At 56.4% G+C, this 14173-nt stretch carries 13 protein-coding genes; 6 read left to right on the top strand and 7 right to left on the bottom strand.

The window, feature by feature from the left end:
* Positions 1-54: 54 nt before the first annotated feature.
* From KWG64_RS01110 to KWG64_RS01085, 6 genes are all read right to left on the bottom strand, one after another.
* Complete coding sequence (locus KWG64_RS01110; protein ID WP_218520681.1) at positions 55-567, bottom strand: DUF5384 family protein; 513 nt, start codon at positions 565-567, stop codon at positions 55-57.
* Positions 568-576: 9 nt separating this feature from the next.
* Entirely contained in the window at positions 577-1092 is a 516-nt protein-coding gene (locus tag KWG64_RS01105; protein ID WP_195814188.1) for a hypothetical protein, read from the bottom strand.
* Positions 1093-1348: 256 nt separating this feature from the next.
* Positions 1349-2329 (bottom strand): MBL fold metallo-hydrolase, encoded by a 981-nt coding sequence (locus tag KWG64_RS01100; protein ID WP_218520680.1) that lies wholly within the window; start codon positions 2327-2329, stop codon positions 1349-1351.
* 35 nt (positions 2330-2364) lie between these two features.
* A complete protein-coding gene (phrB, locus tag KWG64_RS01095) occupies positions 2365-3804 on the bottom strand; it encodes a deoxyribodipyrimidine photo-lyase (protein WP_218520679.1) in 1440 nt (479 codons plus the stop codon).
* A 10-nt stretch (positions 3805-3814) separates the two neighbouring features.
* A complete protein-coding gene (locus tag KWG64_RS01090; RefSeq protein WP_218520678.1) occupies positions 3815-4768 on the bottom strand; it encodes a DUF523 and DUF1722 domain-containing protein in 954 nt (317 codons plus the stop codon).
* Between the two features lie 186 nt (positions 4769-4954).
* On the bottom strand, positions 4955-5161 hold the full coding sequence (locus KWG64_RS01085) for a YbfA family protein (RefSeq protein ID WP_104924772.1): 207 nt from the start codon (positions 5159-5161) through the stop codon (positions 4955-4957).
* A gap of 315 nt (positions 5162-5476) precedes the next feature.
* Between KWG64_RS01085 and KWG64_RS01080 the strand changes: the two genes are divergently transcribed.
* Genes KWG64_RS01080 through kdpE form a run of 6 tightly spaced genes read left to right on the top strand, consistent with a single transcriptional unit; the run spans position 5477 to position 13385 of the window.
* On the top strand, positions 5477-5566 hold the full coding sequence (locus KWG64_RS01080; protein ID WP_101075733.1) for a K(+)-transporting ATPase subunit F: 90 nt from the start codon (positions 5477-5479) through the stop codon (positions 5564-5566).
* Complete coding sequence (kdpA, locus tag KWG64_RS01075) at positions 5567-7255, top strand: potassium-transporting ATPase subunit KdpA (protein ID WP_218520677.1); 1689 nt, start codon at positions 5567-5569, stop codon at positions 7253-7255.
* A 43-nt stretch (positions 7256-7298) separates the two neighbouring features.
* On the top strand, positions 7299-9365 hold the full coding sequence (gene kdpB / locus KWG64_RS01070) for a potassium-transporting ATPase subunit KdpB (RefSeq protein ID WP_218520676.1): 2067 nt from the start codon (positions 7299-7301) through the stop codon (positions 9363-9365).
* A gap of 30 nt (positions 9366-9395) precedes the next feature.
* Positions 9396-9989, top strand: coding sequence for a potassium-transporting ATPase subunit KdpC (gene kdpC / locus KWG64_RS01065; RefSeq protein WP_218520979.1), 594 nt, complete (start codon positions 9396-9398; stop codon positions 9987-9989).
* 10 nt (positions 9990-9999) lie between these two features.
* Positions 10000-12699, top strand: a complete 2700-nt coding sequence (kdpD, locus tag KWG64_RS01060) for a two-component system sensor histidine kinase KdpD (protein ID WP_218520675.1) — start codon at positions 10000-10002, stop codon at positions 12697-12699.
* The gene (gene kdpE / locus KWG64_RS01055; protein ID WP_195814195.1) at positions 12696-13385 is read left to right on the top strand and encodes a two-component system response regulator KdpE; all 690 of its coding nucleotides are present in this window, start codon (positions 12696-12698) and stop codon (positions 13383-13385) included. Before kdpD ends, kdpE begins: the two co-directional genes overlap by 4 nt.
* Here the strand turns inward: kdpE and KWG64_RS01050 are convergent.
* A complete protein-coding gene (locus tag KWG64_RS01050; RefSeq protein ID WP_218520674.1) occupies positions 13375-14115 on the bottom strand; it encodes a PadR family transcriptional regulator in 741 nt (246 codons plus the stop codon). The genes kdpE and KWG64_RS01050 overlap by 11 nt on opposite strands.
* Positions 14116-14173 lie beyond the last annotated feature (58 nt).

The raw sequence follows: 14173 nt of genomic DNA, 5'->3' as shown, positions 1-14173 counted from the left end.
GCGCCGCCCTTCTGCCTGCGCGCTGAAGGGCGGCGTTTCCTGCAAACCTCTGCATTAATTGAACCACTTCCCGGCTTTGATCTCCTGCGCTTTACCTTCGCTGATCATCTGCGCCTGTTTTCCCTGCGAGAGATTGCGGTTGGCGTCGGCCTGCGACTGCGTTACGTCGGTCTGTGCGGCCTGCTGTTTGAGATCCTGCGCGATAAATTCATTTTCATGCGCCGTTCGCGCGGCCAGTTGCTCGACTTCCAGCTTCTGTTTATCAATCTTCAGTTGCCGCAGCTGGTCTTCATAATTCTGGTCGCGGTGTTTATCTTTGAGGCGCTCCGCTTCCTTCGCCCTTGCACGGGCATTCGCTGCCGCAATACGCTTATTCCGTTCTACCTCACGGTATTGATACCAGGCTTCGGCGCGGGCGTCATATTCATCCCAGCGCGCCTGTTGTTCGACTCGCCCCTGATTTTCAGCCTGCGCCACACTGGATAATTGCTGCTGTAAATCGGCGGAATAAACCGCAGCCGGAGTAATAATTGTACAAATAAATAACAGCGCTATTTTATTTTTCATCTTCATCCCTTATTTATTTACCGGGCAGGTTGCGTTCGGCTGAATACGGGTTTCATTCTTCTGCGTAATAAATATAACAGCCAGACCGGTAGTAAACTGGCACGGACGCCCGACCTGTACAGAGGTGAAAATTTTGGTGTCGTCTTTATAGCTGAGGCTGACGCCTTCCACGATATTTTGGGTTTTCACCGTTGAACCGCTAACCGCACCAATCGTACCACCGCCAATGGCCCCGCCGGCTGTCGCCAGATCACCGCCGTGACCCAGCGCGTAACCTGCGACAGCACCGGCGATGGCGCCAATCACCGTTCCGACCATCACCGCCGTGTTGTGATTCTCCGCATTACTGACCGCCACTTTTGCCGGCAGGACAGAAAGGATATTTATCGTGTGTGTTTCCTGCGGGGAATTTAATTGTGTGGGGGTAAATACGTCAGCCGCATATTGATCGGCATTAGACTGACAGCCAGATAATAAGCTCACTAATAATAAAGATGAGACGGCAACTGCGTTTTGTTTTTTCACGGTTCTTCCCTGTGCTTTGCATTTCTGTAGGAGAAATAAACTCAGGAAATAATACGGCGGGGAATTTTTACGTGCCGTCAGGATTTGTCATTCACCCTGACGGTTCCTTAACACTTCGTCCATAATTAATGTCCACACGCCGTTTGCGGGAATTTTATTTCTCCACAATTGCTTCGGACTAATCTCAATTAATTTCGGGCTGAACAGGAGCCTGATTTTTAATCAAAATCAGGCTCATTGTCATGAAGGAAAATAATTAAAGGCCGAGTTTGTCACCCTGCTGCATCCGGACAAACTTCACGCCCAGATTATTGCCTTTCTCAAGCTGCGCCATAATCTCTTTTTCGGGATCGGCACCGGCTTTCAGGCTGGGTTTGACGTGGCTGATAATCACCGTCAGCCCGTTCAGCGAGCCTTCGCCACCGGCGTATTGTTGCAGGTAGCCAAGTTCTTTGAGCAACCAGTCGGGCGTCAGATGTCCGAAAAGTTTGCTGTCGGGCACGCCGTCCGGATAAGACGTTTCGATGATCATCCCTTTCAGGCGTTTCGCTTTGATCTCTTCGCCGAGCACGCGCCAGGTGGCGTCGAGGTTTTTCGATTTCTCCACTTCATCCGGGCCGGTATCACCGAAGAAAGCAAAAGATTCTTTATTGCGGCTGACCAGAATCATGCTCGACGGCGTGCCGCCGTGGCTGAGCGGGAAGATGCGGCCATCAAGGCCGGTCAGCCCCAGTGAAAAGCGCTGATCCGGGCGTTGCAGATTCAGGCGATACGTGCCGATGCGCAGGCCGCTGCCGGAATCCGTGAAATTCGGCCAGACGCGGCCATTGAAGTAGTGCTGACGCAATGTGCCGATGGTGTCGGCGGTGCCGTAAATCGGCTTTTTCGTGTCTTCCGGCGAGCTGATAATCAGCCCGGCCAGATGGTCGAGATGACCATGACTGATAAAATAACCGCCAATCAGATTACGGAAAACAGCGCCCAGCGGCGTCAGCGGGGCGGCGTTTTCTGCCGTCACCTCAGGGAAATTCCCCTTCTCCAGCGCCTTGCGGATCCCCGGTAAAACCGACCCGGCATCCAGCCCGAGATACAGTTTCTGGTCATCGCTGCGCACCAGATACGACGTCAGATTGCCTTCTTCGACGCCGCCGTTCACCCCAAGGGCGATGACATCAAAGCCCGCGGCGGCCGGGTTAATCCAGCAGCCAATCATCAGCACCAGCAGGTATTTTTTCATCACATCGCTCCTTGTCGTGGTGAGCCTCGATAAGGTCAGCCCTCAGGCTGACTGCGCTTTTTCGCCGCCTCAAACGCCGCCAGCGTGTCCTTGCGGGCACGGGCGTGATCGATAACCGGCAGCGGGTAGTCTAGCACGCGATGTTGTTTTTCAGCCCAACGATGCGGTTGATGAATGTCTCGTTCCGGCACATCCGCCAGCTCAGGCAGCCAGGCTTTGATAAAGCGCCCGGCTTTATCAAACCGTTCGCCCTGCGTGGTCGGGTTGAAAATGCGGAAATACGGTGCGGCGTCGGTACCGGTGGAAGCGCCCCACTGCCAGCCGCCGTTGTTGGCGGCAAGGTCGCCGTCGAGCAGTTGCGACATGAAATAGCGCTCGCCTTCGCGCCAGTTGATCAGTAAATCTTTCACCAGAAAACTGGCGACAATCATCCGCAGGCGGTTGTGCATCCAGCCGGTGGAATTTAGCTGACGCATCGCCGCATCCACAATCGGATAGCCGGTTTTGCCGGTTTTCCACGCCTGTAAATCGTCCGGCGCATCGCGCCAGCGCACGCCGTCAGTCCAATCCACAAAAGGCTGATGTTTGCAAAGCTTCGGCCAGGCGACGATCAGATGGCGGTAAAACTCGCGCCACACCAGTTCGTTGAGCCACCCGAACGCGCCGCCGTCGGTTTTTTCCAGCACGTCGGGGCACTCCGTGCGCAGACGGTTCAGGCACTGACGCGGCGAAAGCACGCCAATTGCCAGATACGGCGACAACGAGCTGGTGCCGTCGATGGCCGGTAAGTCGCGCTGTTCGAGGTAATCCTGCACCTGCTCGCGGCAAAAACTGCGCAGCTGATTGCGGGCGGCTTCTTCGCCGATGGCAAAATCATCCCCGATGGCCGCCAGCGGATAATCAAACGGCATCAGTTTGTGCATCACCGGTTTTTCGGCGTTTTCACGCGTCTGCGGCGCAGGCAGGGAACGGCTGTCCGACTCCGTCAGCCGCGCCAAAAAAGCCCGTCGGAACGGCGTGTAAACTTTGTACATTTCGTCGTTACCGGTGGTAACAGACCCCGGTGGCAACAGCAGGCTGTCATCAAAAGCGTGGCACATTACGGTATCGCTGACCGCTTTTTCCAGCGCCAGATCCCGCTCACGCTCGTTGATTTCATACTGTTTGTTGTAGAAAAGCGCATCAACCTTTTCACTGGCGCAAAAATCTTTCAGCCAGCTCACGCTGTCAGCAAAATCATCACACTGATGGTAATGCAGCGGAATACCCCGCTCTGCCAGGGAATGCTGTAATGCCTGAAGGTGCTGGTAGATAAACGTCGCCTGACGCGGCGCCATCTCGTGCTGTTTCCACTGCTCCGGCGTGGCAATAAATATCGCGATCACGCGCGCCTGCGGATCCTCACAGGCGGCGTGTAAAGCACGGTTATCGGTAATGCGCAGATCGTTGCGGAACCAGACTAAATGCGTGGTCATAACTGTCCTTCTAATGTCCGTATCGTAAGCATAAGGCTTCAGGATAGGGCTCAAAATAACGCTGGCCCGAAAGGTAGGCGTCGGGATATTCCGACATGTAATGTTTCAGTAACGTGATGGGCGCGAGCAGCGGCTGCACGCCCTGACGGTAACGGTCGATCAGCCCCGCCAGTTCCTGACGCTGTGACGAATTCAGCTGTTTACGGAAATAGCCCTGAACGTGCATCAGCACATTGGTGTGATTGCGACGCGTGGCTTTGTGCTGCAACAGATTCATCAGGCGCTGGCGGTATTCAAGAAAGTATTCATCGAGGGAATCCCATTCCGCCATCGCGGCGACAAAACGCCCGAGCTCACGGTATTCCGGCTGTGAATGGGCCAGCAGGGAAAGTTTGTAGCGGCTGTGAAACGCCATCAGTTTGCCGCGTGTCAGGCCGCTTTCGCGAAGCTGATTCAGCTCAAACAACGTGAAAACGCGTTCAACAAAATTCTCGCGCAAGACAGGATCATTGAGCCTGCCGTCTTCTTCCACCGGCAGCCACGGATGCTGTTTCATCAGCTCCGCGGTAAAAATCCCGGTGCCGCTTTTCTTCGCATCCTTACCGTTGGCGCTGTAAACCCGCACGCGCTCCATGCCGCAGCTTGGGGGTTTCGCGCAAACGATATAGCCGCACAGGTGCGTCATAGGCGCGGCTCGCATTTCGGCGTAATTTTGCATTTTGTCAGTGATATCAATGGTTTCATCATTACTGAAACGCATCGCAATGCCATCGTCCTTTCTGACCAGCCGCAGTGCCGGACGCGGCGTCGGCAGGCCAACCGCCATTTCCGGGCAAACCGGTTCGAAGCGAACGTAAGGCGCGAGTTGTTCTACCGCAAACGCAAAACGTTTATGGCCGCCATCGAAACGGACTTTGTCACCCAGCAGGCATGCGCTGATGCCAATAGGAATTGTTTTCGTCATTGTCAGCTCCCGGCGTTGAAGGAAGAAATGGGAGTGTCAGCAGATCATCACCCTCATGTATAACCTTAGCATAAGTTATACATAAAAATAATGTTGTACAGGTTTTCTGAAAAGGACAATAAAAAACCCCGTTTGGGAAACGGGGTTTAATCGGGCACGACTGTAAGAATCGATTCAGTTCACAAATCAGTAAAAGTCTTGTGTCGCCATTTCTGCGTGGCTCAGCCAGACCGGTTTGTCGCTGGTTTTCATCCACACACGGTGTAAATAGCTGTAAAAACGGGCGCGGTCTGAACGGAAAAGCATGACCGGCAGGGCCAGAACTCCGGCTGCCAGCACAAAAGCGCGGCGGGCCAGAATGCGGGTCATTGTGTACGGCGTGTAGTCAGTCATATCGGACTTATCAGACATAGCGTTGCTCCTGTGCAAATTTTTCGGAAACTGGAAGTTGTGAATAATTTTACTGCAACTGGTGAAACTTTACTACTCATCTGACCACTTTAAAGTGTAAATTTTCGCCAATTTCTGGCTATCGCTGTAATTGTGTTACAGAACGGTTAAATAAAAACGCTTGTTAAGTTTCAAATTGGTTTTTTATTTGCGCATTTTTATACTTTTTTTACACCGCAATGCCCTTTCTTTTCAGGATCTTTTCCCGCCTTTTCATATTCTCCTCCCAACATAAAAACACACCTGTGGAGGTGGATTGTGACTGTTGGCGTAATCTGCGGCGCATTGCTGGTTCTCCTGCTGCTCGGCTATCTGGTTTATGCCCTGCTGAATGCGGAGGATTTTTAAATGGCCGCAACCGGATTCTTAATGATTGCCAGTTTTATGCTGGTGCTTTTGCTGCTGGCAAAACCACTGGGTAACTTTATTGCTCAACTGATTGAAGGACAGCCCGGCGCATTTTTACAGCGCATCGAATACGGCGTATTACGCACTTCCGGTAGCCGCGAGGCTGAGATGAACTGGTGGCAGTACGCGCTGGCGATCATGGTATTCAACATTCTGGGGATTATTGTCCTGACCGCCATGCTGATGGCGCAGGGCGTTTTACCGATGAACCCGCAGCATTTCGGCGGGATGTCCTGGGATCTGGCGTTTAACACCTCCGTCAGCTTCGTGACCAACACTAACTGGCAGGCATACAGCGGCGAAAACTCGCTGAGCTATCTCAGTCAGATGGCCGGTTTAACGGTACAAAACTTCCTTTCTGCCGCCACGGGTATCGCCGTTGCCTTTGCGCTGATCCGCGCTTTTGCACGCCCTTCCGCGCAAACCATCGGTAACGCCTGGACGGATTTATGGCGCATCACAATCTATCTGCTGCTGCCGGTGTCATTCCTGCTGGCGCTGTTCTTCGTCAGTCAAGGCGTGATTCAAAACTTTGAAGCGTATCAGCACATCACCACGCTGGAAGGCTTGCAGCAAACGCTGCCGATGGGGCCGGTGGCCTCTCAGGAAGCCATCAAAATGCTGGGGACCAACGGCGGTGGTTTCTTCGGTGCGAACTCCGCGCATCCGTTTGAGAACCCGACGGCGCTGACCAACATGGCGCAGATGCTGGCGATTTTCATCATCCCTTGCGCGCTGTGTTTTGCTTTTGGTCGCGTGGTCGGTGACAACCGTCAGGGCAACGCGCTGGTCTGGGCGATGTCGGTGATTTTCGTGGTGTCAGTCGTGGTGGTGATGTACGCCGAACTGCAAGGCAACCCGCACTTCACTGCGCTGGGTGCCACCAGCAATATCAATATGGAAGGGAAAGAAAGCCGCTTCGGCATTCTGGCCTCGGCAATGTATGCGGTAGTCACGACGGCGGCCTCCTGTGGCGCGGTTAACGCCATGCACGATTCTTTCACCGCACTCGGCGGCATGGTGCCGATGTGGCTGATGCAGATCGGTGAAGTGGTGTTTGGCGGCGTGGGCTCCGGGCTGTACGGCATGCTGCTGTTCGTGCTGCTGACAGTATTTATCGCCGGGCTGATGATTGGCCGTACGCCGGAATATCTCGGCAAGAAAATCGACGTTTACGACATGAAGATGACCGCGCTGGCAATCCTCGTGACACCGACACTGGTGCTGCTCGGCACCGCGCTGGCACTGGTCACCGACGCCGGTCGCGCGGGGATCGCAAACCCCGGCGCGCACGGTTTCAGCGAAGTGCTTTACGCCGTGTCATCTGCCGCGAATAACAACGGCAGCGCATTTGCCGGGCTGAGCGTCAACACGCCGTTCTACAACCTGTTGCTGGCGGTATGTATGTTCTTCGGACGCTTTGGCGTGATCCTGCCGGTACTGGCTATCGCCGGTTCGCTGGTGGCGAAAAAACGTCAGAAAGCCGGTAACGGCACACTGCCAACGTCCGGCCCGCTGTTTATCGGCCTGCTGGTCGGCACCGTGCTGTTAGTCGGCGCGCTGACCTTTATTCCGGCGCTGGCGCTGGGTCCGGTCGCGGAACATTTGCAGGTTTGGTCAGCACAGTAATGCTGCGTAATTCGTTGAATTAATGAATATAGAGATTAATAAAATGAGCCGTAAACAACGTGCATTATTTGAACCTCAACTGATCCGCACCGCCCTGCTGGATTCGGTGAAAAAACTGGATCCGCGCGTTCAGTGGCGCAACCCGGTGATGTTCGTGGTGTATCTGGGCAGTATTCTCACCACGCTTATCTGGCTGGCGATTCTGTCACACCACACCGACGGCAGCGCCGCTTTCACCGGTAGCGTGTCGCTGTGGCTGTGGTTCACCGTGCTGTTTGCCAACTTCGCCGAAGCGCTGGCGGAAGGCCGAAGTAAAGCGCAGGCGCAGAGCCTGAAAGGCGTGCAGAAAACCAGCTGGGCGAAGAAGATTTACGAACCGCGCCCGGAATCACCGGTGATCAAAGTCGCGGCCGATACGCTGCGTAAAGGCGATTATGTCCTGATCGAAGCCGGAGACACCGTGCCGTGTGACGGCGAAGTGCTGATCGGCGGCGCGTCCGTGGATGAAAGCGCCATCACCGGGGAATCCGCACCGGTGATCCGCGAATCCGGCGGTGACTTTTCTTCCGTCACCGGCGGGACACGCGTGCTGTCCGACTGGCTGGTGGTCGAGTGTTCGGCCAACCCCGGCGATACGTTCCTGGATCGTATGATTGCCATGGTCGAAGGCGCGAAACGTCGCAAGACGCCAAACGAAGTGGCGCTGACCATTTTGCTGGTCGCACTGACGCTGGTCTTCGTGCTGGCAACCGCCACGCTGTATCCGTTCTCGCTGTTTAGCGTGGACGCCAGCCACGCGGGCATTCCGGTGACCGTCACCGTTCTGGTCGCGCTGCTGGTTTGTCTGATCCCGACCACCATCGGCGGTTTGCTTTCCGCCATCGGCGTTGCGGGGATGAGCCGCATGCTGGAAGCCAACGTCATTGCCACCAGTGGTCGTGCGGTGGAAGCCGCCGGTGACGTGGATGTGCTGCTACTGGATAAAACCGGAACCATTACGCTGGGTAACCGCCAGGCCTCGCAGTTCCTGCCTGCGCCACAGGTGACGGAACAGGAACTGGCCGATGCCGCGCAGTTATCGTCGCTGGCCGATGAAACGCCGGAAGGCCGTAGTATCGTGGTGCTGGCGAAACAACGCTTTAATCTGCGCGAACGCGATATTCATTCTCTGAACGCCACTTTTGTGCCGTTCTCCGCGCAAACCCGCATGAGCGGCGTGAACGTCGGCGACCGGAATATCCGTAAAGGCGCGGTTGACGCCATCCGCCGTCATGTGGAATCCAACGGCGGTACGTTCCCGAAAGCGGTCGACGGGCTGGTAGAAACAGTGGCACGCAAAGGCGGTACGCCGCTGGTCGTCGCAGAAGGCGCGAAAGTGCTGGGCGTGGTCGAACTCAAAGATATCGTCAAAGGCGGCATCAAAGAACGTTTCGCCGAGCTGCGCAAGATGGGCATCAAAACGGTGATGATCACCGGGGATAACCGCCTGACCGCCGCCGCGATTGCCGCCGAAGCGGGCGTGGATGATTTTCTGGCCGAAGCCACGCCGGAAGCCAAACTGGCGCTGATCCGCCAGTATCAGTCGGAAGGTCGCTTAGTTGCCATGACCGGCGACGGTACCAACGACGCCCCGGCGCTGGCGCAGGCTGACGTGGCAGTAGCCATGAACTCCGGCACACAAGCCGCAAAAGAAGCCGGGAACATGGTGGATCTGGATTCCAACCCGACCAAGTTGATTGAAGTGGTGCACATCGGTAAACAAATGCTGATGACGCGCGGTTCGCTGACTACGTTCAGTATCGCCAACGACGTCGCAAAATACTTTGCAATTATCCCGGCAGCCTTTGCGGCGACCTACCCGCAACTGAACGCGCTGAACGTGATGCACCTGACGTCTCCGTCATCGGCCATTATGTCTGCGGTTATTTTCAACGCCCTGGTGATTGTGTTTCTGATCCCGCTGGCGCTGAAAGGCGTGAGCTATAAAGCCATGAGCGCCGCGTCGCTGTTGCGCCGTAACCTGTGGATTTATGGCGTGGGCGGGCTGCTGGTACCGTTCGTCGGCATCAAGCTGATTGATATGATTTTGACTGTTTTACACCTGAGCTGAAGTTTACGTTAACTGTCTGAGGAAACTATGATGTCTGTAACCCGTACTGCTTATGTCCGCCCTGCTCTGGTGATGACCGTTCTGCTGACGCTGGCCACCGGTGTGGTCTATCCGCTGCTGACCACCGGCGTTTCTGAGCTGGTATTCCGCCCGCAGGCGATGGGCTCGCTGCTCAAAGACGGCAGCAATAAACTCGTGGGTTCCGCGCTTATCGGCCAGAATTTCACCCGAAATGATTACTTCTGGGGGCGTCCGTCTGTGACATCGGATTCACCGTATAACGCGATGGCGTCCGGCGGCAGCAATCTGGCCGCCAGTAATCCGGCGCTGGATCAGGCGGTGAAAGATCGCGTGGCGGCGCTGCGTAAAGCCAATCCGCAAAGCCCGGCGGCCGTGCCGGTGGATCTGGTGACCGCCAGCGGCAGCGGGCTGGATCCGCAGATTTCCGTGGAAGCCGCGCAATGGCAGGCGCAGCGGATTGCCACCGCGCGCGGGCTGGCACTGGCGCAAGTGAATAAATTAATTGATGATAATACCTCATCACCGCTGATTGGTTTTCTGGGGCCGGATGTCGTTAACGTGCTCGGCCTCAACCGGGCGCTGGATGAGCTGAAAGCTGAATAATAAGGATAGTATGAAGGAAGAGAACAGGCCGGATCCCGACAGCTTACTGGCACTCGCCAATGAGAAGCCGCGCGGGCAACTGAAAGTCTTTTTCGGCGCCTGTGCGGGCGTCGGGAAAACCTACGCTATGTTGCAGGAAGCACAGCGTCTGCGCGCCACCGGCCTCGACGTGCTGGTGGGTGTGGTGGAAACCCACGGGCGGCAGGAAACACAAATGCTGCTGCCCGGCCTGTCACAGCTCCCGCCGAAACGCATTCACCACCGCGGCCGTCAGGTTTACGAATTTGACCTCGACGCCGCACTGGCCCGCCGCCCTGCCCTGATCCTGATGGACGAACTGGCGCACAGTAATGCTGCCGGTTCCCGCCACCCCAAACGCTGGCAGGACGTCGAAGAACTTCTCGATGCCGGTATCGACGTGTTTACTACGGTGAACGTTCAGCATCTCGAAAGCCTGAACGACGTGGTCAGCGGCGTGACCGGCATTATTATTCGAGAAACGGTGCCCGACCGTTTATTTGATGATGCCAGCGAAGTGGTGCTGGTGGATTTACCGCCCGACTCCCTGCGTCAGCGCCTGAAAGAAGGCAAAGTTTATATCCCCGGCCAGGCCGAACGTGCCATCGAACACTTCTTCCGTAAAGGGAATCTGATCGCCCTGCGCGAACTTTCTCTGCGCCGCACCGCCGACCGCGTCGATGACCAGATGCGCGAATACCGCGACGATCAGGGCGTCAGCCGCGTCTGGCATACCCGCGATGCGTTGCTGTTGTGCATCGGTCACGACGGCGGCAACGAGAAACTAGTTCGCGTCGCGTCACGTCTGGCGGCGCGTCTTGGCTGCGTGTGGCATGCGGTTTATGTCGAAACCCCGCGCCTGCACCGTTTGCCGGAAAGCCAGCGCCGCGCCATTTTGCATGCGCTGAAACTGGCGCAGGAGCTCGGCGCAGAAACCGCCACGCTGGCCGATCCGCAGGAAGAAAAGGCGATTCTGCGCTACGCCCGCGAGCACCGTCTGGGCAAAGTGATGACCGGCCGCCGCCGCGAGAAACGCTGGAAATTCGGCCCGAGCTTTGCCGATAAGCTGGCGGAGATCGGGCCCGATCTCGATCTGATTGTCGTCGGTCTGGAAGACACCCCGCATAATGCGTCGCGAAAAGAGCAGGATCCCCGGACATTCGTTGACCGCTTCAGCCGCCAGATCCGCGGATGTGCGCTGGCCGTCGCGCTGTGCGCCATCATTACGGTGCTTTCACAGTGGCTGGTGCCCGCGTTCGATCAGGCCAACCTGGTGATGGTGTATCTGCTCGGCGTGGTGATCGTGGCGCTGTTTTATGGCCGCTGGCCGTCGGTGCTGGCGGCGGTGATCAACGTCGTCAGCTTTGATCTGTTTTTCGTGCAACCGCGCGGATCGCTGGCCGTCACTGACGCGCAATATCTGGTGACGTTCGGCGTCATGCTGATCGTCGGAATTCTGATCGGGAATCTGACCGCCGGTGTGCGTTATCAGGCACGCATCGCCCGTCACCGTGAAAAGCGCGCGCAGCATCTTTATGAAATGTCCAAAGGGCTGAGCCAGTCGCTGACGCCGGAAGCGATAGCGCAAACCAGCCGTCACTTCATTTCCTCCAGCCTGAACGCCAAAACAGCCATTTTGCTGCCTGATGAACACGGTGAACTGGTGCAACCGGCCGGTGAAATCACCTCGATTGTGGTGGATGACGCCATTGCCCGCTGGAGTTTCGATAAAAAAATGCCCGCCGGGGCCGGGACCGATACGCTGCCCGGCGTGCCGTATCAGCTTCTGCCGCTGGTGGCCTCGGGCGAATCGCGCGGTTTGCTGGCGGTTGAGCCGCCGAATATCCGTCAGCTTCTGGTGCCGGAACAGCAGCGGCTGTTACAGACGTTTACGGTGCTGATCGCCAACGCCCTTGAGCGTCTTCATCTGGCGACCAGCGCGGAGTCATCGCGTCTGGAAACGGAGCGTGAGCAACTGCGCAACTCGCTGCTTTCCGCGCTTTCCCACGATTTACGCACCCCGCTCACCGTGCTGTTCGGACAGGCGGAAATCCTGACGCTGGATCTGGCCTCCGAAGGCTCGAAACATGCACCACAGGCCAGCCAGATCCGCCAGCAGGTGCTGAGCACCACGCGGCTGGTGAATAATTTGCTGGATATGGCGCGCATTCAGTCCGGCGGTTTTAATCTGCGCAAAGAGTGGCAGTCGGTGGAGGAAATCACCGGCAGCGCCCTGCGTATGCTGGAACCGGTGCTGGCGAACGATACGATAAAAATCGATTTGCCTGCCGAAATGGTGCTGGTCAATTGCGATGCAAGCCTGATTGAACGTGTGCTGATCAATCTGCTGGAAAATGCCCATAAATATGCCGGTGTCGGTGCCACCATCGGCATCAAAGCGTTGCCGCTCGGCGACTGGCTGGAGATCGAAGTCTGGGATAACGGGCCGGGAATTCCGGAAGGCGCGGAGCATGCGATTTTCGAGAAATTCGCCCGCGGGAATAAAGAATCGGCAATTCCGGGTGTGGGTTTGGGATTAGCGATTTGTCGTGCCATTATTGAAGTACACGACGGACGGATTTGGGCTGAAAATGCCCCGGACGGCGGCGCGCGTTTCCGCTTCAGGCTTCCGCTGGAAGCACTGCCTGACATGGAAACGGATATGGACACTGACATCGACGAGGCAACGTGAGCGCATCCCCGGTAAATATTTTAATTGTGGAAGACGAGAAAGAAATCCGCCGCTTTGTGCGCACAGCGCTTGAGGCGGAAGGATTGCGGGTATTTGAAAGTGAAACGTTGCAGCGCGGTTTGATTGAAGCCGGCACCCGCAAACCGGATCTGATTATTCTGGATCTCGGTTTGCCTGACGGTGACGGCCTGACGTACATCCGGGATTTGCGCCACTGGAGTGCCATCCCGATTATTGTGCTATCGGCCCGCACCCGCGAGGAAGATAAGATTGCGGCGCTGGATGCCGGTGCCGATGATTTTCTCACCAAGCCATTTGGCGTCGGTGAACTGCTGGCGCGCGTGCGCGTGGCGCTGCGTCGTCATGCGGGCAATTCACAGGAAAGCCCGCTGATTACTTTTGCTGACGTTACGGTAGATTTGATCAACCGCCGCGTACAGCGTGAAGGCAAAGATTGCCATCTGACGCCGATTGAGTTTCGCCTGCTGGCCGAACTGCTGGCAAACAGCGGCAAAGTCATTACTCAGCGTCAGTTACTGAGCCACGTCTGGGGCCCGAATTACGTCGAACACAGCCACTATCTGCGCATCTACATGGGGCATTTACGCCAGAAACTGGAGGCCGATGCCACCCGTCCGCGTCATCTGCTGACGGAAACCGGCGTGGGTTATCGCTTTATGCCTTAGAGGCATCCGGTGCGTCGGTGTCGGGCTTTTCATCCGCAAAAGCGGCTTCAATATCACCGGCGGCCTGCTGCAAAATCGCATTCACACGCACGACCTGCTCCGGCGTAATATCGGCGCGCATCATGTTTCCGCGCAGGGCGTGTTTCAGACGCTGCATGGTTTCATGAATACCTTCTGCCAGATTATTACCGCGCGGACGGGAAGCCCCGGCCAGACGGGCGAAAATCACATCGACAGCGGCCTGATGTTGCGCCAGTTCCGTTTTTCCGGCTTCGGTAATCTGATAGCTTTTGCGGCCATTACCGGTGGCGATGGCTTCCAGGAAATCCTGTTCTTCGAGCAGCGTCAGCGTCGGGTAAATCACGCCCGGGCTTGGCACGTACAGGCCGGAAGACGCTTCTTCAATCGCTTTGATCAGCTCATAACCATGACTCGGTTTTTTAGCAACCAGCGCCAGCAGCACGCGGCGTAAATCACCGTGCTCAAACAGACGATGCACACCACGATCTCCGCGGCGGCCTTCACCGCGCCCGCGACCTTCACCTCTTTCACCACGACGCCCTTCGCCGTGTTCTTCACCACGATGACGCCCGTCCCGGCGCAGCGCATGACGTTCGCTGTGATCGCCGCTCTGACCGTCAAAAGATGACTCATGGCGGCAATGACCGCGACGCCCTTCTTCTCTGCTTCCGTGACCGCGATGGCGGCCTTCAAACATTTTGCTAAACATAGTTGATGTCCTATTTAGATATATCGAATTATTTCGATATATCTAAACTAGATCGAAT

It is taken from the genome of Rahnella sp. PD12R (genome assembly GCF_019200965.1).
Taxonomy (GTDB): Bacteria; Pseudomonadota; Gammaproteobacteria; order Enterobacterales; family Enterobacteriaceae; genus Rahnella; species Rahnella laticis.
Note: the sequence above shows the minus strand (reverse complement) of the source record. Positions and strands in the feature narration are given on the sequence as shown.